Raw genomic sequence first — 25,724 nt, forward strand, 5'->3', positions numbered from 1 at the left:
CACGACCCGACCGGAGCGAACGCGGATGACCGACAAGAAGATGCAGCTCGACAAGATCGATATCCGGATCCTCGACATCCTGCGCACCGACGGGCGGATTTCGTACCGGAAGCTGTCGGAACTCGTGAACCTCACGCCGCGGCCGTGCCAGGCGCGCGTGGAGCGGCTCGAGGCGCTCGGCGTGATCGAAGGCTACCGCGCGGTGATCAACGCGCCGCGCGCGACCAAGCCGATCGTCGTGATCGCGCAGATCACGCTGGCCGACCACGGGCGTTCGCAGGCGCCGTTCGAGGACGAAATGCGGGCGAATCCGGCCGTGCTCGATTGCTGGCTCGTCAGCGGCACGTTCGATTTTCTCGTGCGGCTCGCATGCGAGGATCTCGACGAGTACCGGCGGATCGCGAACGTGTGGCTGGAAAGCCCGCGGTTCCGGATCGAGAGGATCGTGACGACGGCCGAACTGCAGGCGATCAAGCGCAGCGTCGTGTGACGCGGCCGGCCGGGAAGGGCCGGCTTCAACGCGAATGACCGGGCCAGACGATTTGCATTCCGAATCAAATCGCCGGGCTCGAATCCAATCAGGGTGAACACTATGGATGCTTTGCAAGCTGCAGCGGAGACGGCCGCACCGTCCGGAACGACGCTGAAGCGCCGCCTGCAGGGGCGTCACATCGCGATGATCGCGATCGGCGGCTCGATCGGCACGGGGCTGTTCGTCGCGTCGGGCGCGTCGGTCGCGCAGGCGGGGCCGGGCGGGGCGATCGCCGCGTATATCGCGATCGGGCTGATGGTCTATTTCGTCGTCACGGGCCTCGGTGAAATGGCCGCGCTGATGCCGGTGTCGGGCTCGTTCGCGATCTACGGCGAGAAATACGTCGACGAGGGCTTCGGCGTCGCGCTCGGCTGGACCTACTGGTACAGCTGGGCCGTGACGATCGCGATCGAGCTGGTCGCCGCGCAGATCGTGATGCGCTACTGGTTTCCGGCCGTGCCCGGCATCTGGTGGGGCGCCGGTTTCCTCGTGCTGATCTTCCTGCTGAATACGCTGTCGGTGCGCGGCTTCGGCGAGTCGGAATACTGGTTCTCGCTGATCAAGGTCGTCACCGTCGTCGCGTTCATCGCGGCCGGGCTGCTGATCGCGGCCGGCCTGATCGGCAACGGGCATCCGGTCGGTTTGCGCAACTTCACGACGGGCGACGCGCCGTTCGTCGGCGGCGTGCACGCGATGATGAGCGTCGCGCTGATCGCGGGCTTCTCGTTTCTCGGCACCGAGCTGGTCGGGATCACGGCCGGCGAATCCGAAAACCCGCGCAAGACGATCCCGCGCGCGGTGAAGCAGATCTTCTGGCGGATCATGCTGTTCTACGTGTTCGCGATCTTCGTGATCGGCCTGCTGGTGCCGTACACGGACCCGAACCTGCTGAAGAGCGACGTGACCGACATCGGCGTGAGTCCGTTCACGCTGGTGTTCAGCCACGCGGGTTTCCGGCTTGCGGCCGGCGCAATGAATCTCGTGATCCTGACGGCTGTGTTGTCGGCCGGCAATTCCGGCACCTACGCGGCCACGCGGATGCTGTACAACCTCGCGGCGGAAGGGCGCGCGCCGGCGATGTTCGCGACGCTGTCGCCGGGCGGCGTGCCGCGCAATGCGCTGTATGCGACGATGGCCGTCGGCGGGCTGTGCTTCCTCACGTCGCTGACCAACAACCAGAGCATCTATCTGTGGCTGCTGAATACGGTCGGCATCACGGGCTTCATCGCGTGGCTCGGCATCGCGGTTTGCCATTACCGGTTCCGCAAGGGATTTCTGAAGCAGGGCTACCGGCTCGAGCAACTGCCGTACCGCGCGAAATGGTTCCCGTTCGGGCCGCTGTTCGCGATCGCGATCTGCATCGTGATCTCGCTCGGACAGGATTACCAGGCGTTCTTCGCGGCCCGCATCGACTGGATGGAAGTGCTGTCGATCTACGTATGGATTCCGCTGTTCGTCGCGATCTGGTGGGCGTATCGCCGGGCGCGCAAGAGCCGGCTCGTGCGCTACGACGAGATGGACATCGGGCCGTGGCTGACGCGTTCCGTCGAAGCCGTCGATGCAGCGGCCACGCAGCACGGGCAGCCGCGCTGACGGCCCGGCACCGAGCGCGCGGAACGGGCGCCGGCGCGTATCGAGCGGCCGGTGCCGATGCGGCCGCCGCGCATGAAGCGATGCGGCGGCCGTACCGGCGTTATTTGTCCAGCTCCGGATAGTGCCGGAAAATGCCCATGTCGTTGAACGGGATGCGGCGTTCCGACTCGAGATAGTGCGCGACCGGCGGATGCAGCGCGACGCGGTCGTGCAGCGCGACGAGCCCCGCGATCTTTCGCTCCGCGCGCTTCATCGCTTTCGGAAACGCGTAGCGCAGGCCCTCGATCAGCTGGAACGTCGACAGGTCCGCGTAGCTGAGGGCATTGCCGGCGAGGTAGCCGCTCTTGTGCGGATTCTGGTCGAGTACACGTTCGAAATAGCCGAGGAATTTCGGCAGCCGGTTTTCGAGAAAATCGGCGGCGCGCTCGGCGGCTTCCGCTTTCTGGTCTTCGTAGTAGAGGCAGCTTGCGATCGGATGGTGCGTGTCGTGGATCTCGGTGACGAAATCGGCGATGGTCAGCTGAAGCTGGTGCACCCACAGCCGGCCGGCTTCGTCGTCGGGCGCGAGCCCGAGCCGCGCGCCGAGAAACAGCAGGATGTTCGCGGTCTGCCCGACGACCAGATCGCCGGCCTTCAGGAACGGCGGCGCGAACGGTACGCATTCCGCCTTCGTGCCGTCCATCATCCGCATCATGGCCGGCACACCCATCCCGCGCCCCGATTCACGCGCGACGTCGACATAGTCGGCTTCGGCCGCTTCGAGCGCTAGCCGCACGTACTCGCCACGGCCCTGGATCTCGGGCCAGTAATACAGTTCGTATTGCATGCCGTGTTCCCGTTCGTTGAACCGGCTTGCGCCGGCATCGTGACGACCGGGCGGCCGCGCGTCGCGCGCCGCCCGCTGCGATTAAACAGTCTAGGCGATGGCAGGAAAAGTGCCGCGCGCTATGCGTTGCGCTCGCCGCCTTCGGGGCCGTAGAAGAACACCCAGGTCGAGAAGTCGTCGGAGAAGCCGATGAAACGACGACGGCACACGCTCGCCATGGATGAAACGCATTCGTCCATCGATGAAACGGCGTGACGGTCGTCGGATTTCGATCGACGGGTTCACCGCGATTTAACAAACGCCCACTACTATCCCGCTGCGTCAATCGACCGATGCGCAGCGATTCGATTCGAGCGTCGACGCTGCGACTCCTCGCCCGACCGCTCGACGCGCCCGGTCGTTATTTCCCGTGAACCCGCGATTTGCAACGCCGTGGCCGGCTGCCGGCGTCGCTCGCATCGTTTCGTATTTCTCATGAATCTGAACCCGTCGGCTTCCTTGCGTAGAAAATTCCTTGCTGCCGCGCCCGCGATGGCCGCGGCACCGCTGCTGAGCGCATGCGGTGGCGACGACGTCGCGTCGGCCCCCGTCACCGATGCGGCGCTGGCCGCACAGATGTCCGCGAAGCTGAACGCCCAGCTCGGCGATGCGGCGACGGTCAGTGCGATCATGCCCGCGCTGACCGACGTCGGCTTCGCATGGTCTCTCCCGACGGTGCCGGCCGCGCAGATCGGCGCAATCGTCGCGTACAGCTTCGGCAATCGCCCGAATGCGGCGAGCGGCAATACGTCGAGCACCGGCGGCAACCAGTCCGCGCTGCCCGATCCCGGACCCGTCAACGAGGCGCTCGCGGACGCCGTGTACCGCATCCGCCAGTTGAAGCCCGTCAAGGTCTACGCGCAGTGGGAGATCGCGCGCTTTCTCGTGTCGAAATACGGGATGGGCACCGACGTGCTGTCGTCGATCGAGCCGGTGGTCGCGAACGATGGCTCGATCGTGTACCTGAGCACCGCGGGCGTCGCGGCCGTGGCCGTGTCCCGCGCGGGCGGCGCGACGGCGATGGGCACCGTCGCGGTGGTCGGCCATCGCGATCATGCGAAGCGCTGCATCCAGACCTCGCAGCAGGCGGGCATGCAGGCGGCGGCGGTGGCAGAGGTGCCCCTGCCGACGACGTACGACCCGCAATCGGGCCAGCCGTGGACGCGCAACCGCAGCCTCTATCTCGTGCACGACATGTACGCGCAGATGCTGACGCGCGCGATGACCGCGACGATGCAGGCGTTCCCGAAGGGCTGATGCCTTCCGTTTCTCATTCGAATCCCGTGACCATGACGAACCGCCGCCATTTCCTGGCCTCCACTTCATTGTTCGCCGCATCGTGCGCCGCCGCTGCGCCCGCTTTCGCGAGCGACGCCCCCGCCTCCGATGCGGAACTGCAGCGCCAGATGCTCGGCAAGCTGACGCACGAGCTGAACGACCGGACGGCCGCCGCCGACGAGACCGGCTACCTGCTCGACACGTTTTTCTCGTGGACGCCGCCCGCCGTCGACGCTGCCGGCATCGGCACGATCGTCGCGTTCAGCTTCGGCGCTCGCGCCGCATCCGGCACCACGCCGGTGCCGGGCCCCATGAGCGAGGCGATCGCCGACGCCGTGTTCCAGCTTCGACAGAAGGTTTCGGTGCCGATCTTCGCGCAGCAGGAAGTCGCGAGCGCGCTCGCATCGAAGTACGGGCTGACGGCCGGCGTGACGTCGATCGCGACCCCGGCCCCGGTTGCCGGCAGCCCGATCCCCACGCCCGACGGCGTGGCCGCCGCGATCGTCAGGCAGGCCGGCTCGGCCGCGGCGCTCGGCAAGGTCGGCGTCGTCACGCATCGGGACCAGGCATCGATCGCCGTGCGCGTGTCGAATGCGGCGGGGATGCAGGCGGCGGTGCCGGCCGGACTGTCGCTGCCGGACGCATACGATGCATCGGCGCAGCAGCCGGCGATGCGGCGGCGCGATCTTTACCTGATGAGCAACGCCGGCATGCAGCTCGCGATGCTGCGGCTCGACCTGATCAATCGCGAATATCCGAACGGCTAGGCCCGCGGGTCCGCGTGCGGCGAGCGCGCTGCGGGCGGCGCGTTTTCACGCTCGCCGCCGCCCGGATCATGCGTGCCCCGTTTGCCGGGTAATGCCGATACAGGTATTGGCACTACCAGCCAAACCACTGTTTTTAATGGGTTTTTTCGCGCGCGGCCTGCGCCGCGACGCGTTCTGCGTGGCATAATCGACCGCATCCGCAAGGCTTGTAGTCACAACGACCCCGCATACCCATGGCACAGACTCTCTACGACAAACTGTGGAACACCCACGTGGTCCACACCGAGGAAGACGGCACGACGCTGCTTTACATCGACCGTCAGCTGCTGCATGAAGTCACGAGCCCGCAGGCATTCGAAGGGCTGAAGATGGCGCAGCGTCCGGTATGGCGCATCAGCGCGAACCTGGCCGTGTCGGACCACAACGTGCCGACCACCGATCGCAGCCACGGCATTGCCGATCCCGTCTCGAAGCTGCAGGTCGACACGCTCGACGCAAATTGCGACGCGTTCGGCATCACGCAGTTCAAGATGAACGACGTGCGCCAGGGCATCGTCCACATCATCGGGCCGGAGCAGGGCGCGACGCTGCCGGGCATGACGATCGTGTGCGGCGATTCGCATACGTCGACGCACGGCGCGTTCGGCGCGCTCGCGCACGGCATCGGCACGTCGGAAGTCGAGCACGTGCTCGCCACGCAAACCCTGCTGCAGAAGAAGAGCAAGAACATGCTCGTGAAGGTCGACGGCGCACTGCCGCGCGGCTGTACCGCGAAGGACATTGTGCTCGCGATCATCGGCAAGATCGGCACGGCCGGCGGCACGGGCTACGCGATCGAATTCGGCGGCTCGACGATCCGCGCGCTGTCGATGGAAGGGCGCATGACCGTCTGCAACATGGCGATCGAGGCCGGCGCGCGCGCGGGCATGGTCGCGGTGGACGACACGACGATCGATTACCTGAAGGGTCGCCCGTTCGTGCCGACCGGCGCGGAATGGGATCAGGCCGTCGAATACTGGCGCCAGTTCAAGTCGGACGACGGCGCGCAGTTCGACCGCGTGGTCGAGCTGAACGCGGCCGAGATCGTCCCGCAGGTCACGTGGGGCACGTCGCCGGAAATGGTCACGTCGATCGACGGCCGCGTGCCCGATCCCGAGCGCGAGAAGGATCCGGTCAAGCGCGACGCGATGGAGCGCGCGCTGGCCTACATGGCGCTCGAGCCGAACACGCCGATCGAATCGATCAAGGTCGACAAGATCTTCATCGGCTCGTGCACGAACGCGCGAATCGAAGACATCCGCGCGGCTGCGTACGTCGTGAAGAAGCTGAACCGCCGCGTGGCATCGAACGTGCGGCTCGCGATGGTCGTGCCGGGCTCGGGTCTCGTGAAGGCGCAGGCCGAGCGCGAAGGGCTCGACAAGGTGTTCACGGACGCCGGCTTCGAATGGCGCGAGCCGGGCTGCTCGATGTGCCTCGCGATGAACGCCGACCGGCTCGAACCGGGCGAGCGCTGCGCGTCGACGTCGAACCGCAACTTCGAAGGCCGTCAGGGCGCGGGCGGTCGCACGCACCTCGTGAGCCCCGCGATGGCGGCGGCCGCGGCGATCGAAGGTCATTTCGTCGACATTCGCCAGTTGGGGTAACGCGTGACGGCATCGAAGGTCATTGCGCGGCTGGTTGCCGCGCTGGCGCTGGCGGGGCTGGGCTTCGGCCTCGCGGGCTGCAACACCGTCCGCGGCTTCGGCGAGGACGTCAACGCCGCCGGCAGCGCGCTCAAGCGCGCCGCGGACTGACACCGCCACCGAGAATTTGTCGATGTGTGCCGGCCGCGTGCCGGCCCTTCAACCGGATAGACGGATCATGGAAAAATTCACTGTACATACCGGCGTCGTGGCGCCGCTCGATCGCGAGAACGTCGACACCGACGCGATCATTCCGAAGCAGTTCCTGAAGTCGATCAAGCGCACGGGCTTCGGTCCGAACGCGTTCGACGAATGGCGCTACCTCGATCACGGCGAGCCGGGCCAGGACAACTCGAAGCGTCCGCTGAATCCGGACTTCGTGCTGAACCAGCCCCGCTACCAGGGTGCGTCGGTGCTGCTCGCGCGCAAGAACTTCGGCTGCGGCAGCTCGCGCGAGCATGCGCCGTGGGCGCTGCAGCAGTACGGCTTTCGCGCGATCATCGCGCCGAGCTTCGCTGACATCTTCTTCAACAACTGCTTCAAGAACGGCCTGCTGCCGATCGTGCTGACCGAGCAGCAGGTCGATCACCTGTTCAACGAGACGGTCGCGTTCAACGGCTTCGAGGTGACGGTCGACCTCGACGCGCAGGTCGTGCGCACGGGCGACGGCCGCACGTATCCGTTCGAGATCACCGCGTTCCGGAAGTACTGCCTGCTGAACGGTTTCGACGATATCGGCCTCACGCTGCGCCACGCGGACAAGATCCGCCAGTTCGAGGCCGAGCGCCTCGTGAAGCAGCCGTGGCTCAACACCAAGCTGGTCGGCTGAAGTCCCCTTTCGGGCGGGCGCGCCGGCGGCGCGTTCGCCGGCCTGCCTCCATAAAAACCTACCCAGTCAGGAATTTCGCATGAAGATTGCAGTGCTGCCCGGCGACGGCATCGGTCCGGAAATCGTCAATGAAGCGGTGAAGGTGCTGAACGCACTCGACGAGAAGTTCGAACTCGAACAGGCGCCGGTCGGCGGCGCGGGCTACGAGGCGAGCGGCCATCCTCTGCCCGACGCGACGCTCGCGCTCGCGAAGGCCGCGGACGCGATCCTGTTCGGCGCGGTCGGCGACTGGAAGTACGACTCGCTCGAGCGCGCGCTGCGCCCCGAACAGGCGATCCTCGGGCTGCGCAAGCATCTGGAGCTGTTCGCGAACTTCCGCCCGGCGATCTGCTATCCGCAACTCGTCGATGCGTCGCCGCTGAAGCCCGAGCTGGTCGCGGGCCTCGACATCCTGATCGTGCGCGAGCTGAACGGCGACATCTACTTCGGCCAGCCGCGCGGCGTGCGCGCGGCACCGGACGGCCTGTTCGCGGGCGAACGCGAAGGCTTCGACACGATGCGCTATTCGGAACCGGAAGTGCGCCGCATCGCGCACGTCGCGTTCCAGGCAGCGCGCAAGCGCGCGAAGAAACTGCTGTCGGTCGACAAGGCGAACGTGCTCGAAACGTCGCAGTTCTGGCGCGACATCATGATCGACGTGTCGAAGGAATACGCGGACGTCGAGCTGTCGCACATGTACGTCGACAACGCGGCGATGCAGCTCGCGAAGGCGCCGAAGCAGTTCGACGTGATCGTCACCGGCAACATGTTCGGCGACATCCTGTCGGATGAAGCGTCGATGCTGACGGGCTCGATCGGCATGCTGCCGTCGGCGTCGCTCGACAAGAACAACAAGGGCCTGTACGAGCCGTCGCACGGTTCGGCGCCGGACATCGCGGGCAAGGGCATCGCGAATCCGCTCGCGACGATCCTGTCGGCCGCGATGATGCTGCGCTACTCGCTGAATCGCGCGGAGCAGGCCGATCGCATCGAGCGCGCGGTCAAAACGGTGCTCGAACAGGGCTATCGGACGGGCGACATCGCGACGCCGGGCTGCCGGCAGGTCGGTACGACGGCGATGGGCGACGCGGTGGTCGCGGCGCTGTAACGCAAGCATGTAGAAAGGGCGCGAACAGGCCGCGAAATCGGCCGGTTCGCGTGCGGTTGGTCGTTGTGCGGGCCACCGGCTTTGTGTAGACTCGAACGATGGCGCTTAAATCCCTGATCTCCCCGGTCTTGAAACTCCACGGCAACACTGCCCGTGCGGGTGCGCGCGCCATCGTCATCACGAAAACCATTACCACGAAAACGATCATTAAACGCTGATCGTCCGTCGTGCCCGCCTTTTTCCCCGCGCGGTCACAGCGGGGACGGAAATGGCGGGGAAGCTCCATCAAAGGGTTAGTCATGAACGTAGGTCTCGTAGGTTGGCGCGGCATGGTCGGCAGCGTCCTGATGCAGCGCATGCAGGAAGAGGGCGATTTCGACCTGATCGAACCGGTGTTTTTCAGCACCAGCAACACGGGCGGCAAAGCGCCGTCGTTCGCGAAAAACGAGACTACGCTCAAGGACGCGACCAACGTCGACGAGCTGAAGAAGTGCGACGTGATCATCACGTGCCAGGGCGGCGACTACACGAACGACGTGTTCCCGAAGCTGCGCGCGGCCGGCTGGAACGGCTACTGGATCGACGCGGCATCGTCGCTGCGGATGAAGGACGACGCGGTCATCATCCTCGATCCGGTCAACCTCGACGTGATCAAGGACGCGCTCGTCAAGGGCACGAAGAACTTCATCGGCGGCAACTGTACGGTCAGCCTGATGCTGATGGCGCTCGGCGGCCTGTTCCGCGAGAACCTCGTCGACTGGATGACGGCGATGACCTACCAGGCCGCGTCGGGCGCGGGCGCGCAGAACATGCGCGAACTGCTGTCGCAGATGGGCACGCTGAACGGCGCGGTTCAGGCGCAGCTCGCCGATCCGGCTTCCGCGATCCTCGACATCGACCGCCGCGTGCTGGCCGCGATGAACAGCGATGCGATGCCGACGAGCAACTTCGGCGTGCCGCTCGCCGGCTCGCTGATCCCGTGGATCGACAAGGATCTCGGCAACGGGATGTCGAAGGAAGAGTGGAAGGGCGGCGCGGAAACCAACAAGATCCTCGGCAAGCCGGCCATGGGCGAGCCGGGTTCGATTCCGGTCGACGGCCTGTGCGTGCGGATCGGCGCGATGCGCTGCCACTCGCAGGCGCTGACGATCAAGCTGAACAAGGACGTGCCGCTCGACGAGATCAACGGCATCCTCGCGTCGGCGAACGACTGGGTGAAGGTCGTGCCGAACGAGCGTGAAGCGTCGATGCGCGACCTGTCGCCGGCGAACGTCACGGGCACGCTGACGGTGCCGGTCGGCCGCCTGCGCAAGCTCGCGATGGGCGGTGAATACCTGTCGGCGTTCACGGTCGGCGACCAGCTGCTGTGGGGCGCGGCCGAGCCGCTGCGCCGCATGCTGCGCATCCTGCTCGACAAGTAAAGCCCGCTTCCGGCCCGCGCTCCGCGGGCCGCGTTGCACCAGACTGCGCGCCGCGCCGGCCTTGACGATATCGAGGCCGGCGCGGCGCGTTTTTCATGCGCGGGTCAGCGCATGTTCAGGAGCGTCTGGTCGACGGTCTGCTGGGTCTTGATCGTCTGCGCGTTCGCCTGGTAATCGCGCTGTGCCTTGATCAGATTCACGAGCTCGGTCGTCAGGTCGACGTTCGAGTTTTCCAGCGCGCTGCCCTGCAGCGTGCCGTGGTTCGTGCTGCCCGGCGCGGAGATCTGCGGCACGCCCGACGCGGCGGTTTCCACGTACTGGTTGCCGCCGATGTTCTCGAGCCCGTTCGGGTTGTTGAAGTTCGCGAGCGCGATCAGGCCGAGCACCGTGCTCTGGCCGTTCGAGTAATTGCCGGTCAGCTTGCCGTCGGTGCCGATCGAGAACGTCGTCAGCGTGCCGCTCGCGAAGCCGTCCTGCGCGAGATTGTTCACGCCGCTTTTCCCGCCGAACTGCGTCGTGCCGCTCAGGTCGAGCGTCAGGTTCTGCGGATTGGCGCCGCCCGATGCGTTGGGGATCGAGAACGCGAACTGGCCGACGCTCGGCGTCGGCTGGCCGGTGGCGGCCGACGTGGTCGAGCTGATCCGGCCCGAGGCGTCGAACGTGACGGTGCCGAGATTCGTCGGCGTCTGGCCCTGCACGCCGGCGTACGCCTGCCAGCTGCCCGCCGCGTTCTTCGTGAAGTACATCGACACCTGTTGCGCGCCGCCGAGCGTGTCGTACACCTGGATCGACGAGTTGTAGTTGTACGTGGTGTTGTCGCCCGCGTTGAACGGCGTCTTGGCCGGCACCTTGTCCTGCGAGTTCAGGTTGAACTGGCCGGTGATCTTCGTCGTCGCCTGCGGCGCGATGTTGCTGGTCGGCGCCTGTAGCGGCACGGTCGCCGCGGTGTTGATCACGCCGCCGGGGCCTGCCGCATAGCCCATCAGGTTGCGGTTTTGCGCGTCGACGATCGCGCCGCTCTTGTCGCGGTGGAATACGCCGTCACGCGAGTACGTCGTCACGCCGTTGTTCGACATCTGGAAGAAGCCGTTGCCGTTGATCGCGATGTCGAGCGACGACTTCGTGGTGTTGATCGTTCCCTGGCCGAATTGCTGCTGCACCGACGTGAGCCGCGTGCCGATGCCGATCTGCGTGTTGGTCGACGTCGCGACCGAATTCGCGTACATGTCCGCGAAGTTCGCGCGGCCCTGCTTGAAGCCGACCGTGTTGGCATTCGCGATGTTGTTGCCGATCACGTCGAGATGGTTCGCCGCGCCGGCCAACCCGCTCAAGCCCTGTTGATAGCCCATGTTCGATCCCCGTAACGAGCTGGTGAGTAAATGCAGTCGTGCGACTGCGCGATGCCTCCCTGGCACCTCGCGGCGTCACCCCGGCCGACTGCACGCCCGCATCGACGGCAGGAGCGGGTGCGAGGGTCGAACTGCGCCGATTCTTGTTTGAAGACGATCGTAACGAGGGCAATTATTCGATCTGTGTAATTTTGTGTAATGTAATTGAATTGCTGTCGAAATGATTGATTTCGTGCGAACAATGGAGCGGGGGTAGGCTGGAGAGCCTTGTAGGTCGGGGGTTTTGCGGTGGGAACGTTCAATCCGACGATAAGAGAGGGGAGTTGGCCTCTTATCGATCAATTGAAATGGATTTGAATGGGGTTGGTGAATGTCCGGATTTATTCTGATTGGAGATCGTTAATCCATTAACGGCGGGAAGCGTGAATTATTGAGCAGGCGTGCCCGATTTTCCGGTCATGGCGCGCCATCGCGCCCGCAGCCGCGGCACGCGTTCGGAATGCGATGCGGTCGGGCGGTTTTTCGGCTGCGGGCGCGGTGCGCTTCCGATCGATCGACGGTGCGGGTCGCAGCGTGCGCACCCGCGTGTCGACGTAGCGCGTTCGCCGGCCGCGCCGACGCGCGAACGCGGCCGGTTGCGCCGGTCGGCGACGAATTCGGCCCGAACGCGATCGTGTGAAGTAAACTACGCGGTTACGACGCACAGACCCGCCGAAAGCGTCGCGTTCCACGCGACGCTTTTGCATTTCTGCGGCAACTTTTTGACGCTTTCAACCGCGAATCCGAGCCGCGCCCGCGCGCGGCGATAGAGCCAACGATGTCCCGAATTTCCTTGTTTCCGCGCCAGTCCCGTCTGTCGCGCGCCGTGCGTGGCGCGCTGGCGATCCTGGCGCTCGGCGCAACCGCATCGGCCTGGGCGGCCGGCACCGGCGAGCTGCCGGCGTCCGCTGCCGGCGGTGCAGTGCCGCTCACCGTCACGGTTCAGCCGGGCCAGTCGCTGAACGACATCGCGAAGGCCGCCACGCAATCGCACGATCCCGCTGTGCTCGCCCGTGCCGGCCGCGCGCTGTTCGACGCCAATCCGCAGGCGTTCATGAAGCGCGACGCGAGCCGCCTGAAAGTCGGCGCGACGCTGACCGTGCCGGCGCTCGACGCGACAGGCGCGGCGCTCGTGCCGGCCGCCGCGTCGGCCGCATCGGCTACGGCGGCGGCTTCCGCGCCCGCTGCCGCATCGGGCGGGACGGCGCTCGCACAGCACGCTGCGTCCGCACCGCATCCGGGCTCGGCCGTGCAACCCGCGCCGGTGGCGTCGGCCATGCATGCGGCGCCGGGCGGCGCAAGCGTCGCGACGGCCGCCGGTGCGTCGGCATCGGCGTCGGCGTCGGCGTCGGTCGGCGCTTCGGCTGCGAACGGTGCATCGGCTGTCGTCAGCATGCAGCCGGCGGCGCCTGTCTCCGGCGCAAGCGGTCCGCACGTGTGGAGCGGGGCGATCCAGTCGGTGCCGTCGACCGCGAGCGGTGCCGCGGTTCCGCCCGCTACTTCGGGCAGCCAGGTTTCGGGCATCGGCGAACCGGCAGGCGCGGCGCCCGTCGCGGGTGCGTCGCAGCCGCGGCCGTCGAGCCTGCAGCAACTGCTGGCGCTGAAGAATCGCGTGCTGATGGAATTGCAGAAGCACGGCATCGGCAAGCCGGCCACGACGAACGAGGTCACACCGGCTCCCGCGCCGGCACCTGTTGCGCCGCGCCCGGCCGCGAACGATGCGGGTGCGTCCGCTGCCGCGCCGACGGCAGGCGAAGCCGCGTCCGGCGTCGCCGCGAGCGCGGTGCAGCCGGCATCGGTAGCGGCGCCCGCGCAACCGGCCGCGCCGGTGGCGGCACCCGCACCCCGTACCGAGCAGATGGACTGGCGTCCGGCCGCGCTGGCCGGCGCGGCCGTGATCGTCCTCGCGGCAGGTTTTGCGTGGCGCAAGCGCCGCAAAGGCCGGCGCGCGGACGATGCGGATACGGGCGCGGGTACGACGGCAGCCGCAGCGGGCGGTGCCGCGACTGCGGTGGCGGAAACCGAAGCCGCGCCGTCCGTCGAGCCGGAACTGCCGATTCGGCCCGAGACGCCGGTCTCGCGCGACGCAGCTTCCGACTCGAGCCTTGTCGCGGCAGTGGCTGCAGCGGCGCAGCCGGTCGAGACGCCGGATACGGCTGTGCCGCCGGCGCCGGAAGCGGCGAAACCGCACGACGAGCCGCCCGAATTGCCGACGGCGCACACCGCGGAGCCGCTCGCGAGCGACGCGGCTCGGGTGCCGCACGATGTCGAGCCGGAAGAAAAGGTGGCTGCCGAAGAGCCGGCGGAAAAGCTTGCGGGAAAGCCCGCCGAGACGCCAATTGCCCCCGCCGCAGCCGCCCCCGCAGCCGCCGACGCGCAGCATGCCGCGCTGATGCAGAACGCGATCAGCGCGCTCAACAGCCTCGACATGCCGTTGCCGCCGCGCACGCCGGACGAGCCTTCGCTGGCGGCCGACGGGTCTGCCGCGCCGGCAGCGCCGTCCGACACCGATAGAATTGCAACTAACGGTCAAGCCGCCCAGCGCCCGCCGATTGGCTCGATCGATCCGGCCCCGGAACATCCGGCCGACCAGGACGACGAGTTCGACTGGGAGCCGGACGCGCCGACGCCTGCCGGCCACGCGGGCAGCCCGGGCGCGCCGTCGTCGCTGGCGCCGCTCGGCGGCGCGCAGTTCGGCGCGCTGAAGCTCGATTTCGATCTCGACCTGCCGGCCACGCCGGGCGCCGCGTTGCCGGCGCTGACGCCGGACGAGCTTGCCCGCATCGCGCGCAACAAGCTCGACCTCGCGGCCGAATACGTCGAGCTGGGCGACCTGTCCGGCGCGCGGACGCTGCTGCAGGAAGTGATCGATGCCAACGACGCCGCGACGCGCGACGATGCGCGCGCGCTGCTCGCGAAGCTGGCGGACGAAGCGTGATGCGGATCGCGCTCGGCATTCAGTACGACGGCGCGGCGTTCTGCGGCTGGCAGGCGCAGCCGCACGGCAAGACCGTGCAGGACCGGCTCGAACACGCGCTGGCCGAGTTCGCGCGCGTGCCGCTGCATACGACGGTGGCCGGGCGGACCGACACGGGCGTGCACGGGCTCGGGCAAGTCGTGCACTTCGATACCGACCTCGATCGCGAGGTGTTCTCGTGGGTGCGCGGCACCAACGCGTTCCTGCCGTCGACCGTGGCGGTGCAATGGGCGAAGCCGATGCCGGAGACGTTCCACGCGCGCTTCTCCGCGTTCGAGCGCACCTATTACTACGCGCTGTACGTGCATCCGGTGCGCTCGCCGATGCTGGCGGGGCGCGCCGGCTGGATCCATACGCCGCTCGACGACGACGCGATGCGCGCTGCCGCCGCGCACCTGATTGGCGAGCACGATTTCTCGTCGTTCCGGTCGTCGGAATGCCAGTCGAAGACGCCGGTCAAACACCTGTACGAGATCGACGTGCGGCGCGCGGGGCATTTCATTCATTTCCGCTTCCGCGCCAACGCGTTCCTGCATCACATGGTGCGCAACCTGATGGGCTGCCTCGTGGCGGTCGGTCGCGGCCGCTATCCGGCCGACTGGCTCGCCGACGTGCTGGCCGGGCGCGACCGCACGCTCGCGGCGCCCACATTCATGGCCGACGGGCTGTACCTCGCCCACGTCGGCTACCCGGCGGAATTCGCCGTCCCGCCCGCGCAGCTCGGCAGCGTGCCGTGGAGCAGCGTCTGGGCCGATCTGGACCCTCAATCATGACGGATCACGCCGTGTCTTCCTCGACCCCCGCCGCGACCGGCCTGCCGCCGCGCACGCGCATCAAGCTGTGCGGGCTGTCGCGCCCCGACGACGTGCTGCACGCGGCGGCGCTCGGCGCCGATGCGATCGGTCTCGTGTTCTACCCGAAGAGCCCGCGCGCGGTGTCGATCGCGCAGGCGGCCGAGCTGGCGAGCCTGGCGCCGCCGTTCGTGTCGGTGGTCGGGCTGTTCGTGAATGCGACCGAAGCCGAGATCGAGGCCGTCGTGCACGACGTGCCGCTCACGCTCCTGCAGTTTCACGGCGACGAGACGCCGGAGCAGTGCGACGCGCTCGGCCGCGCGGCACGGCTGCCGTGGCTGCGCGCGGTGCGCGTCGGCCCCTCGACGCAGCCGTCCGATTTGGTAGAATCGGCTCTTCGTTATTCGAAAGCGCGCGGCCTCCTGTTCGACACCCTGGTGCCGGATTACGGCGGTAGCGGCAAGGTCTTCGATTGGTCTCTTATTCCCGCAGAGCTCGCGCATCGGGCCGTTTTGAGTGGTGGCTTGAGCGCGCAAAACGTCGGTGATGCGATTCGCCAGTTGCGCCCGTTTGCTGTCGATGTCTCGAGTGGCATCGAAGTGGAGGGCGCGAAGGGCGTGAAGGATCACGCCCGGATGGCGGCGTTCGTACGCGCGGTGCGCGAAGCGGACGCCGGGTGATGCAAGCCGGTGCGGCCCCGAAAGCGCGGCGCACCGACCGATCGAGAGAGACACCATGTACAACCTTCCTGATGATCGCGGCCACTTCGGCCCGTATGGCGGCACGTTCGTCGCCGAGACGCTGGTTCACGCACTCGACGAGCTGCGCGCGGCGTATGAAAAATTCCAGAACGACCCCGGTTTCGTCGCCGAATTCGAGCGCGAGCTGAAGCATTTCGTCGGCCGCCCGTCGCCGATCTACCACGCGCAGCGCTGGAGCGAGACGCTCGGCGGCGCGCAGATCTACCTGAAGCGCGAAGACCTGAACCACACGGGCGCGCACAAGATCAACAACGTGATCGGCCAGGCGCTGCTCGCGAAGCGCATGGGCAAGAAGCGCGTGATCGCCGAGACGGGCGCCGGCCAGCACGGCGTCGCGACCGCGACGATCTGCGCGCGCTTCGGGATGGAGTGCGTCGTCTACATGGGTTCGGAAGACGTGCGCCGCCAGGCCGCGAACGTCTACCGGATGAAGCTGCTCGGCGCGACCGTCGTGCCGGTCGAATCGGGTTCGCGCACGCTGAAGGACGCGCTGAACGAAGCGATGCGCGACTGGGTCACGAACATCGAGAACACGTTCTACATCATCGGCACGGTCGCGGGCCCGCACCCGTACCCGATGATGGTGCGCGACTTCCAGCGCGTGATCGGCGACGAGTGCAAGGTACAGATGCCCGAACTCGCCGGCCGGCAGCCCGATGCGGTGATCGCATGCGTGGGCGGCGGCTCGAACGCGATGGGCATCTTCTATCCGTACATCGACGACACGTCGGTGCAGCTGATCGGCGTCGAAGCGGCCGGCGACGGCCTCGACACGGGCCATCACGCGGCGTCGCTGATCGCCGGCAGCCCGGGCGTGCTGCACGGCAACCGCACGTATCTGCTGCAGGACGAGAACGGCCAGATCATCGAGACGCATTCGGTGTCGGCGGGCCTCGACTATCCGGGCGTCGGCCCCGAGCACGCATGGCTGAAGGACAGCGGCCGCGCGCAGTACGTCGGCATCACCGACGACGAAGCGCTGAAGGCGTTCCACGACTGCTGCCGGATCGAGGGGATCATCCCCGCGCTCGAGTCGAGCCATGCGATCGCGTATGGCGTGAAGCTCGCGCCGACGTTGCCGAAGGACAAGATCCTGCTCGTCAACCTGTCGGGCCGCGGCGACAAGGACATGCACACGGTCGCCGAGCGATCGGGCATCGAGCTCTGACCCCGACCGATGCGTGACCTGATCGAAGAACCGGGCGGCGGCGCCGCGAGCGACGCGGAGGCGGTTCAGCCCGCCGCTGCCGTGCCGCGCGCGCTGCCGTCCGGGATCGAACTGCACAACCGCGATTTCCTGACCGATGCCGTGCATCTGCCGGACGCGTCGATCGACCTGATCGTCGCCGATCCGCCGTACGGGCTCGGCAAGGACTACGGCAACGACTCGGACAAGCGTTCGGGCGACGATTTCCTCGCGTGGACGCGCGCGTGGCTCGAGCTCGCGATTCCGAAGCTGAAGCCGAGCGGGTCGATGTACATCTTCTGCACGTGGCAGTACGCGCCGGAAATCTTCAGTTTCCTGAAGACGCAGCTCACGATGGTCAACGAGATCATCTGGGACCGACGCGTGCCGAGCATGGGCGGCACGACGCGCCGTTTCACGTCGGTGCACGACAACATCGGCTTTTTCGCGGTTTCCAAAGCGTATTACTTCGATCTCGATCCGGTCCGCATCCCGTACGACGCCGACACGAAGAAGGCCCGCTCGCGCAAGCTGTTCGAAGGCAGCAAGTGGCTGGAGATGGGCTACAACCCGAAGGACGTCTGGTCGGTCTCGCGCCTGCACCGGCAGCACGCGGAGCGCGTCGATCATCCGACCCAGAAACCGCTGGAAATCATCGAGCGGATGGTGCTCGCCAGCTGCCCGCCGGGCGGCCGCGTGCTCGATCCGTTCATGGGCAGCGGCACGACCGCGGTGGCCTGCGCACGGCAGGGGCGCGACTTCGTCGGCTACGAGATCAACGAAAGCTATTGTGCGATCGCGCACGAGCGTGTGAACGCGCTCGCCGCGCCGGCGTGCGCGTGAATCGCGCCGCCGCATCGCCGAACGCAACGCATCCAGGAAAATTGCCATGTCCCGTATTCAGCAGACCTTCGCCGCGCTCGCCGAACAAGGCCGTAAGGGCCTGATCCCGTTCATCACGGCCGGCGACCCCGATCCCGCGAAAACCGTCGAATTCATGCACGCGCTCGCCGCAGGCGGCGCGGACGTGATCGAACTCGGCGTGCCGTTCTCTGACCCGATGGCCGACGGCCCCGTGATCCAGCGCTCGTCGGAGCGCGCGCTCGCGCGCGGCGTCACGTTGAAGAGCGTGCTCGCCGACGTGAAGCGCTTTCGCGAAACCGACCCCAAAACCCCCGTCGTGCTGATGGGCTATGCGAACCCGATCGAACGGATGGGTGTCGACGCGTTCGCGGAGCAAGCGCAGGCGGCCGGCGTCGACGGCGTGCTCGTCGTCGACTATCCGCCGGAAGAGGCGGGCGTGTTCGCCGAGAAAATGCGCGCCGCGCAGATCGATCCGATCTTCCTGCTTGCGCCCACGTCGACCGACGAACGCATCGCCGACGTCGGCAAGATCGCGAGCGGCTACGTGTATTACGTGTCGCTCAAGGGCGTGACCGGCGCGGGAAATCTGGATGTTTCGAGCATTGCGGGTAAAATCCCGGCCATCAAGTCGCGCGTGCCGGTTCCGGTAGGCGTCGGCTTCGGCATCCGCGACGCCGAAACGGCGCGCGCGGTGGCCGAAGTGTCGGACGCCGTCGTGATCGGCAGCCGCCTCGTGCAGCTGCTCGAAAGCGCCGCGCCGGAAGGCGCCGCCGCCGCGCTGAAGACCTTCATCGCCGAGCTGCGCGCCGCCCTGGACGGCGCGGGCAAGACGGCGCGATAAACACAACAGGAAGCGGGAACGGGCCGGTTGGCCCGGCCCGCCACGGAACAGGAAACCATACGATGAGCTGGCTCGACAAACTGTTGCCGCCGAAGATCAAGCAGACCGACCCGAAGAGCCGCAAGGGCATTCCGGAAGGTCTGTGGGTCAAGTGCCCGTCCTGCGAGGCCGTGCTGTACCGCAACGACGTGGACGCGAATCTGCACGTGTGCCCGAAGTGCGATCACCACATGCGCATCGGTGCGCGTGAGCGCCTCGACGGGCTGCTCGATCCGGAAGGCCGTTACGAGATCGGCCAGGAAATCGTGCCGGTCGACTCGCTGAAGTTCAAGGACAGCCGCAAGTATCCCGATCGTCTGAAGGAAGCGATGGACGACACGGGCGAAACCGACGCAATGGTCGTGATGGGCGGGGCGATCCACACGCTGCCGGTGGTCGCGGCCTGCTTCGAGTTCTCGTTCATGGGCGGCTCGATGGGCTCGGTGGTCGGCGAGCGCTTCGCGCGCGGCGCGCAGAACGCGCTGGAGCAGCACGTGCCGTTCATCTGCTTCACCGCATCGGGCGGCGCACGGATGCAGGAAAGCCTGCTGTCGCTGATGCAGATGGCGAAAACCACCGCGATGCTGACCAAGCTCGCGGAAGCGAAGCTGCCGTTCATCTCGGTGCTGACCGACCCGACGATGGGCGGCGTGTCGGCGAGCTTCGCGTTCCTCGGCGACGTCGTGATCGCCGAACCGAAGGCGCTGATCGGCTTCGCCGGCCCGCGCGTGATCGAGCAGACGGTCCGCGAGAAGCTGCCGGAAGGCTTCCAGCGCGCCGAATTCCTGCTGAAGACGGGCGCGATCGACATGATCGTCGACCGCCGCAAGATGCGCGACGAGATCGCGCAACTGCTCGCGCTGCTGCAGCGGCAACCGGCCGACGCGCTGGCCTGACCGGCGCGAGGTTGTGCACACTGCGCGTCGCCTGGCTTCAGCGTCAGGCGGCGCGCTTCGTTTTTTGGCGTAGTGGCGGTCCCGATCCAGATTTGAACCGATGAGCACTTTTCCCACTCTCGACGCGTGGCTTTCGCATCTCGAACGCGCGCACCCGGTCGGCATCGACATGGGCCTGACCCGCATCGGGCAGGTCAAGGCGGCGCTGCAGCTCGAATTCGCGTGCCCCGTCATCACCGTCGGCGGCACGAACGGCAAGGGCTCGACCTGTGCATTCCTCGAGACGATTCTCGTGCGCGCGGGCTACAAGGTCGGCTGCCACACGTCGCCGCACCTGCTCGAGTTCAACGAGCGCGCGCGCGTGAACGGGCAGAACGTCACCGACGACGAACTGCTGCCGCACTTCGAGGCCGTCGAAGCGGCGCGCACGTCGCTGTCCGAGCCGGTATCGCTCACGTACTTCGAATTCACGACGCTCGCGATCCTGCACCTGTTCGCGTCGCGCGGGCTCGACGCGGTGATCCTCGAGGTCGGCCTCGGCGGCCGGCTCGACGCGGTGAACATCATCGATACCGACTGCGCGATCGTCACGAGCATCGACATCGACCATACCGAATACCTCGGCGACACGCGCGAGAAGATCGCGTTCGAGAAAGCCGGGATCTTCCGCGCCGGCAAGCCGGCGATCTGCGGCGATCCGGCCGCGCCGCAAACGCTGATCGACCACGCGGAGGCGATCGGCGCCGACCTGTGGCTCGTCGGCCGCGATTTCCGCTACGAGGCGCAGGCGGGCGCCGAGCGCCAGCAGTGGAGCTACCTCGGGCGCGAGAAGCGCTACCCGGCGCTCGCGTATCCGGCGCTGCGCGGCGCGAATCAGCTGATCAATGCGTCGGCCGCGCTGGCCGCGCTCGAAGCGTTGCGTCCGGTGCTGCCGGTGTCCGCGCAGGACATCCGGCTCGGGCTCGCGAACGTCGAGCTGCCCGGGCGCTTCCAGGTGATGCCCGGCAAGCCGGCGATCGTGCTCGACGTCGCGCACAACCCGCACGCGGCGGCCGTGCTCGAGCAGAACCTCGGCAACATGGGCTTCTTCCCGTACACGTACGCGGTGTTCGGCGCGATGCACGACAAGGACATCGACGGCGTGCTGCAGCACCTGAAGGGCGAGATCGACCACTGGTGCGTGACCGACCTGCCGCTGCCGCGCGCGGCGTCCGCGGAGCAGCTCGAAGCCGCGCTGCGCAAGGCCGGCGTCGAGGAGGGGCCCGATTCGAGCGTCACGCGCTACGCGTCGCCCGCGGAAGCGTTTCGCGATGCGCTAAAAAGAGCATCCGAGAATGATAGAATCGTGGTTTTCGGCAGTTTCCATACGGTTGCCGGCGTGCTGGCCTACCGTAAATCGCAGCAACACTGACTGACGGGCAGTTTCGGACTCAGCCATACATGGGAATTTTCTCGTTCGGCAAAAAAGACGACGACGCGCCTCCGCGGCGCGGCGGTCGCACCGGGACCTCCCGGAACGTGCGCACGGAGCGCACCACTGAACGCGTCGAGCGACGCTCGCGCCGCACCGAGCGTCCGGAATCGGACGCACTGCTCCTCGATCCGACCCTTCCAGAAAAGCAACGCGCGCGCCGTCGCCTCGTCGGCGCGATCGCGCTCGTCGTCGCCGCCGTGATCGTGCTGCCGATGGTGCTCGACTCGCACCCGAAGCCGGTGACGGACGACATCGCGATCGACATCCCGAACCGGCCCGCGCACCAGGCGGTCGCGCCGCGCGACGACGAGTCGTCCGACGTGCAGGCCGGCGTCGCACATGACGAGCCGCCGGCATCCGATACGGCCGTCGCCGCCGCGCCGGCGCCCGCGCCGAAGCCGGCCGCCAGGCCCGATACCACGACCACGGCGAGCGTGACGCCGCCGAAGCCCGAGCCGAAACCGGCCGCGCCCGCGGCAAAGCCGGCCACGCCGAAGCCCGCGCCCGTCGCGAACGCCGACACCGCGAGCCCGGACAGCGGCGACGCGTCGTCGCCGGCGTCGCCGGCCGGTGCGCGCTTCGCGGTGCAGCTCGGTTCGTTCAAGGACGACGCGACGGCCCGTTCGTGGGCGACCAAATTGAAATCGGCGGGCGTGCCCGCATATGTCGAGCATCGCAAGCAGGCGGACGGCAGCACGGCTACACTGTTGCGTGCAGGCCCGTTCGCGGATCGCGCGGCGGCGTCCGCCGCGATCGCGAAGGTGCGCGAAGCCGGTCTGACGCAGTAACGCACGATGCTGACGGCTTTCGACTACGCTGTATTGGCGGTGATCGCGTTGTCGGCGCTGCGCGGCGCGTGGCGCGGCTTCGTATCGGAGATTTTCGGGCTGATCGGCTGGATTGCGGCGATCGTGATCGCGGGCCGCTACGTCGGGCTGGTCGTGCCGTACATTCCGGCGAACTGGCCGGGCGGTGCGCTGACGCAGTGGGTGATCGCCTTCGCGTTGATCGTGATCGGCGTGGTGCTGGTCGCCGGCGTGGCGAACGCGCTGCTGTCGCGGATCGCGCAGGCGAGCGGCTTGGGCGGCGTCGACCGCTCGCTGGGCATGATGTTCGGGCTCGTCCGCGGCTGCGTGCTGGTGGTGCTGCTGGTCGCGGCGGCCGGGCTGACCGAACTGCCCAAACAGGAATTCTGGCGCAATGCGCTATTGCGTCCTATTGCCGAACAGGGCGTGCACGAGCTGAAGCAGCTCCTGCCCGACGGCATGGCCCAGTACGTACGCGTGTGACGACGCGGCCGGGCAGGACGGAACCGATTTTGTCATTCTGAAGGACATGCCATGTGCGGCATCGTAGGCGTTATCTCCCAATCCCCGGTCAATCAGCTGATCTATGACAGCCTGCTGCTGCTGCAGCATCGCGGTCAGGACGCGGCGGGCATCGCGACGGCGGACGGCAGCAATTTCCACATGTACAAGGCGAACGGCATGGTGCGCGACGTGTTCCGCACGCGCAACATGCGCAGCCTGCCCGGCACCTACGGCATCGGCCAGGTGCGCTACCCGACGGCCGGCTCGGCGTCGAGCGAAGCCGAGGCGCAGCCGTTCTACGTGAACGCGCCGTTCGGGATCATCCTCGCGCACAACGGCAACCTGACGAACTGGCAGCAACTGAAGGACGAGATGTTCCGGATCGACCGCCGGCACATCAATACCAATTCCGACAGCGAAGTGCTGCTCAACGTGTTCGCGCACGAGCTGCAACTGTCGACCACGGGCCTCGAGCTCGATCCGGCGTCGGTGTTCAAGGCCGTCTCGGGCGTGCATCGCCGCCTGCAGGGCTCGTACGCGATCGTGTCGTTGATCGCCGGCTACGGCCTGCTCGCATTCCGCGATCCGTTCGGCATCCGCCCGCTGTGCATCGGCAAGCTCGAAACCGAACACGGCACCGAGTGGATGGTCGCGTCGGAGTCGGTGGCCGTCGAGGGCATCGGTTTCGAATTCGTGCGCGACGTGCAGCCGGGCGAGGCGATCTTCATCGACCCGGCCGGCAACTTCCACAGCCAGCAATGCGCGGAACAGCCGACGCTGAATCCGTGCATGTTCGAATACGTGTACCTCGCGCGTCCGGATTCGTGCCTCGACGGCGTGCCCGTCTACAACGTGCGTCTGCGCATGGGCGACTATCTCGCCGAGAAGATCAAGCGCGAGCTGCCGAACGTGCCGATCGACGTCGTGATGCCGATTCCCGATTCGTCGCGCCCGGCCGCGATGCAGGTCGCCGCGAAGCTCGGCGTCGAGTACCGCGAAGGCTTCTTCAAGAACCGCTACGTCGGCCGGACGTTCATCATGCCGGGGCAGGCCGTGCGCAAGAAGTCGGTGCGCCAGAAGCTCAACGCGATGAGCATCGAGTTCAAGGACAAGCACGTGCTGATCGTCGACGATTCGATCGTGCGCGGCACGACCTCGCATGAGATCGTGCAGATGGCGCGCGATGCAGGCGCGAAATCGGTAATCTTCGCGTCGGCGGCGCCGCCGGTGAAGTTCCCGAACGTGTACGGCATCGACATGCCGACGCGCGGCGAACTCGTCGCGCACGGCCGCACCGACGAGGAAGTCGCGAAGATCATCGGCGCCGACCACCTGATCTACCAGGACGTCGACGATCTGCGCCGCGCGGTGCGCGACATCAACCCGAAGCTCGAACGCTTCGAGGCGTCGTGCTTCGACGGCAACTACATCACCGGCGACGTGACGCCCGAGTATCTCGACGCGATCGAGCGCGCGCGCCTCACGCCGGCGTCGCAGGCCGATCGCGATACGGCCGGCGACACCGAACGCTCGCAGATGAACCTGCAGCTGTCGGTCGAGTGACACCGGCGCACGCTTTCGTCGACGCGTGATACGATGTGGCCTTGCGTCGATTTGATATCAGCTTGCGGACGCGGGGCGATTTCCCCAAACAGCTAAAGCGAAGGCCGGTGGCAACCGGCCCGAGTCGATCGCTGTCGTACCGCACCGAAGCCCGCTGATGCCGACGCATAGCGGGCTTTTTGTTTTGCCCTGGGTTTGACCGGGTTCGCGCCACGCGCGCGGCCATCGAATACGGAAAACGAAACATGGACGACTCCCTCAACTTCGACACGCTTGCCGTGCGCGCGGGCACGCTGCGCAGCGACTTCAACGAGCACTCGGAAGCGCTGTTCCTCACGTCGAGCTTCTGCTTCCAGAGCGCGGCCGATGCGGCCGAGCGCTTCGCGAATTCGGAAGACTACTTCACCTATTCGCGCTTCACGAACCCGACCGTCACGATGTTCCAGGAGCGTCTCGCGGCGCTCGAGGGCGGCGAGGCGTGCATCGCGACCGCGTCCGGCATGGCCGCGATCATGTCGGTCGTGATGGCGGCGCTTCAGGCGGGCGATCACCTCGTCAGCTCGCGCAGCCTGTTCGGTTCGACGCTCGGGATGTTCTCACAGATCTTCAGCAAGTTCGGGATCACGACGACCTTCGTCGACCCGACCGACCTGAACGCATGGAAGGAAGCCGTGCGGCCGGAAACGAAGATGTTCTTCCTCGAGACGCCGTCGAATCCGCTGACCGAACTCGCGGACATCGAGGCGATCGGCAAGATCGCGAAGGCCGCGAACGCGCTGTTCGTCGTCGACAACTGTTTCTGCAGCCCGGTGCTGCAGCAGCCGCTGAAGCTCGGCGCCGACGTCGTGATGCACTCGGCGACGAAATTCCTCGACGGCCAGGGCCGCGTGCTCGGCGGCGCGCTGGTCGGCTCGAAGGAATTCATCATGGGCAAGGTGTTCCCGTTCGTGCGCAGCGCGGGCCCGACGCTGTCGGCGTTCAACGCGTGGGTGCTGCTGAAGGGGATGGAAACGCTGTCGCTGCGCGTCGAGAAGCAATCGGCGAACGCGCTGGAAATCGCGCGCTGGCTCGATTCGCATCCGGCGGTGGCGCGGGTGTTTCATCCGGGCCTCGAGTCGCATCCGCAGCACGAACTCGCGAAGCGTCAGCAGAAGGCGGGCGGCGCGATCCTGTCGTTCGAGCTGAAGGGCGACACGCCCGAGCAGCAGCGCGCGAACGCATGGCGCGTGATCGACAGCACGAAGCTGATCTCGATTACCGGCAACCTCGGCGACACGCGCACGACGATCACGCATCCGGCGACGACGACGCACGGCCGCATCACGCCGGAAGCGCGCGCGGCCGCGGGGATTACCGAAGGGTTGATCCGCCTGTCGGTCGGGCTCGAGAATGCGGGCGACCTGCGTAACGATCTGGCGCGCGGCCTGGAAGGCTGAGCGGCGCGGGGCGTTCGCCGACGTAGGAACGCATCGACGTATCAACGGCAACGGGCCGCCTGCGAAACAGGCGGCCCGTGGTTT

Annotated in this window: 23 protein-coding genes; 21 read left to right on the forward strand and 2 right to left on the reverse strand. The window is 67.0% G+C overall.

Going from position 1 to position 25,724, the window contains the following annotated elements; genetic code table 11:
* Positions 1–25 precede the first annotated feature (25 nt).
* Both WJ16_RS23855 and WJ16_RS23860 read left to right on the forward strand, forming a co-directional pair.
* Entirely contained in the window at positions 26–490 is a 465-nt protein-coding gene (locus tag WJ16_RS23855; protein ID WP_069259519.1) for an Lrp/AsnC family transcriptional regulator, read from the forward strand.
* 102 nt (positions 491–592) lie between these two features.
* Entirely contained in the window at positions 593–2,125 is a 1,533-nt protein-coding gene (locus WJ16_RS23860; RefSeq protein WP_069259520.1) for an amino acid permease, read from the forward strand.
* Positions 2,126–2,225: 100 nt separating this feature from the next.
* Here WJ16_RS23860 and WJ16_RS23865 read toward each other — a convergent pair whose 3' ends face one another.
* Positions 2,226–2,951 carry a glutathione S-transferase gene (locus WJ16_RS23865; protein WP_069259521.1) on the reverse strand — a complete coding sequence of 242 codons (726 nt, stop codon included), beginning with the start codon at positions 2,949–2,951 and terminating at the stop codon, positions 2,226–2,228.
* 474 nt (positions 2,952–3,425) lie between these two features.
* Here WJ16_RS23865 and WJ16_RS23870 point away from each other — a divergent pair, with 474 nt between their 5' ends.
* The 7 genes from WJ16_RS23870 to asd all read left to right on the forward strand — a co-directional run bounded on the left by WJ16_RS23870 (position 3,426) and on the right by asd (position 10,114).
* Complete coding sequence (locus WJ16_RS23870) at positions 3,426–4,247, forward strand: hypothetical protein (protein ID WP_069259522.1); 822 nt, start codon at positions 3,426–3,428, stop codon at positions 4,245–4,247.
* Positions 4,248–4,279: 32 nt separating this feature from the next.
* The gene (locus WJ16_RS23875) at positions 4,280–5,035 is read left to right on the forward strand and encodes a Tat pathway signal protein (protein ID WP_069259523.1); all 756 of its coding nucleotides are present in this window, start codon (positions 4,280–4,282) and stop codon (positions 5,033–5,035) included.
* Between the two features lie 233 nt (positions 5,036–5,268).
* Positions 5,269–6,678, forward strand: coding sequence for a 3-isopropylmalate dehydratase large subunit (leuC, locus tag WJ16_RS23880; RefSeq protein ID WP_069259524.1), 1,410 nt, complete (start codon positions 5,269–5,271; stop codon positions 6,676–6,678).
* Positions 6,679–6,681: 3 nt separating this feature from the next.
* On the forward strand, positions 6,682–6,828 hold the full coding sequence (locus WJ16_RS23885) for an entericidin A/B family lipoprotein (RefSeq protein WP_069259525.1): 147 nt from the start codon (positions 6,682–6,684) through the stop codon (positions 6,826–6,828).
* 67 nt (positions 6,829–6,895) lie between these two features.
* A complete protein-coding gene (gene leuD, locus WJ16_RS23890) occupies positions 6,896–7,546 on the forward strand; it encodes a 3-isopropylmalate dehydratase small subunit (RefSeq protein ID WP_069259526.1) in 651 nt (216 codons plus the stop codon).
* Positions 7,547–7,625: 79 nt separating this feature from the next.
* On the forward strand, positions 7,626–8,693 hold the full coding sequence (gene leuB, locus WJ16_RS23895; RefSeq protein WP_069259527.1) for a 3-isopropylmalate dehydrogenase: 1,068 nt from the start codon (positions 7,626–7,628) through the stop codon (positions 8,691–8,693).
* 299 nt (positions 8,694–8,992) lie between these two features.
* The gene (gene asd / locus WJ16_RS23900; protein ID WP_069259528.1) at positions 8,993–10,114 is read left to right on the forward strand and encodes an aspartate-semialdehyde dehydrogenase; all 1,122 of its coding nucleotides are present in this window, start codon (positions 8,993–8,995) and stop codon (positions 10,112–10,114) included.
* A 104-nt stretch (positions 10,115–10,218) separates the two neighbouring features.
* Here asd and flgE read toward each other — a convergent pair whose 3' ends face one another.
* Positions 10,219–11,463: a flagellar hook protein FlgE gene (gene flgE, locus WJ16_RS23905; protein WP_069259529.1), complete on the reverse strand. Its 1,245-nt coding sequence runs from the start codon at positions 11,461–11,463 to the stop codon at positions 10,219–10,221.
* Positions 11,464–12,280: 817 nt separating this feature from the next.
* On the opposite strand from flgE, the gene WJ16_RS23915 reads away from it, so the two are divergent.
* The 12 genes from WJ16_RS23915 to WJ16_RS23970 all read left to right on the forward strand — a co-directional run bounded on the left by WJ16_RS23915 (position 12,281) and on the right by WJ16_RS23970 (position 25,640).
* A complete protein-coding gene (locus tag WJ16_RS23915; protein ID WP_069259531.1) occupies positions 12,281–14,440 on the forward strand; it encodes a motility hub landmark protein FimV in 2,160 nt (719 codons plus the stop codon).
* Entirely contained in the window at positions 14,440–15,252 is an 813-nt protein-coding gene (truA, locus tag WJ16_RS23920; protein ID WP_069259532.1) for a tRNA pseudouridine(38-40) synthase TruA, read from the forward strand. Before WJ16_RS23915 ends, truA begins: the two co-directional genes overlap by 1 nt.
* Positions 15,249–15,950 (forward strand): phosphoribosylanthranilate isomerase, encoded by a 702-nt coding sequence (locus WJ16_RS23925; RefSeq protein WP_069259533.1) that lies wholly within the window; start codon positions 15,249–15,251, stop codon positions 15,948–15,950. The genes truA and WJ16_RS23925 overlap by 4 nt, the downstream gene beginning before the upstream one ends.
* A 55-nt stretch (positions 15,951–16,005) precedes the next feature.
* Positions 16,006–17,199, forward strand: coding sequence for a tryptophan synthase subunit beta (trpB, locus tag WJ16_RS23930; RefSeq protein WP_069259534.1), 1,194 nt, complete (start codon positions 16,006–16,008; stop codon positions 17,197–17,199).
* A gap of 9 nt (positions 17,200–17,208) precedes the next feature.
* Positions 17,209–18,060 (forward strand): DNA-methyltransferase, encoded by an 852-nt coding sequence (locus WJ16_RS23935; RefSeq protein WP_069259535.1) that lies wholly within the window; start codon positions 17,209–17,211, stop codon positions 18,058–18,060.
* Between the two features lie 46 nt (positions 18,061–18,106).
* Complete coding sequence (gene trpA, locus WJ16_RS23940) at positions 18,107–18,922, forward strand: tryptophan synthase subunit alpha (protein WP_069259536.1); 816 nt, start codon at positions 18,107–18,109, stop codon at positions 18,920–18,922.
* Positions 18,923–18,984: 62 nt separating this feature from the next.
* Positions 18,985–19,857: an acetyl-CoA carboxylase, carboxyltransferase subunit beta gene (gene accD, locus WJ16_RS23945; protein ID WP_069259537.1), complete on the forward strand. Its 873-nt coding sequence runs from the start codon at positions 18,985–18,987 to the stop codon at positions 19,855–19,857.
* A 100-nt stretch (positions 19,858–19,957) separates the two neighbouring features.
* Positions 19,958–21,268, forward strand: coding sequence for a bifunctional tetrahydrofolate synthase/dihydrofolate synthase (gene folC, locus WJ16_RS23950; RefSeq protein ID WP_069259538.1), 1,311 nt, complete (start codon positions 19,958–19,960; stop codon positions 21,266–21,268).
* Positions 21,269–21,297: 29 nt separating this feature from the next.
* Complete coding sequence (locus tag WJ16_RS23955; RefSeq protein WP_069259539.1) at positions 21,298–22,119, forward strand: SPOR domain-containing protein; 822 nt, start codon at positions 21,298–21,300, stop codon at positions 22,117–22,119.
* A gap of 6 nt (positions 22,120–22,125) precedes the next feature.
* On the forward strand, positions 22,126–22,620 hold the full coding sequence (locus WJ16_RS23960) for a CvpA family protein (protein WP_069259540.1): 495 nt from the start codon (positions 22,126–22,128) through the stop codon (positions 22,618–22,620).
* A gap of 51 nt (positions 22,621–22,671) precedes the next feature.
* Complete coding sequence (gene purF / locus WJ16_RS23965; protein ID WP_069259541.1) at positions 22,672–24,204, forward strand: amidophosphoribosyltransferase; 1,533 nt, start codon at positions 22,672–22,674, stop codon at positions 24,202–24,204.
* A 245-nt stretch (positions 24,205–24,449) separates the two neighbouring features.
* Positions 24,450–25,640 (forward strand): O-succinylhomoserine sulfhydrylase, encoded by a 1,191-nt coding sequence (locus WJ16_RS23970; RefSeq protein ID WP_069259542.1) that lies wholly within the window; start codon positions 24,450–24,452, stop codon positions 25,638–25,640.
* Positions 25,641–25,724: the final 84 nt, after the last annotated feature.

Origin of the sequence: Burkholderia metallica, assembly GCF_001718555.1 — a bacterium.
Taxonomy (GTDB): Bacteria; Pseudomonadota; Gammaproteobacteria; order Burkholderiales; family Burkholderiaceae; genus Burkholderia; species Burkholderia metallica.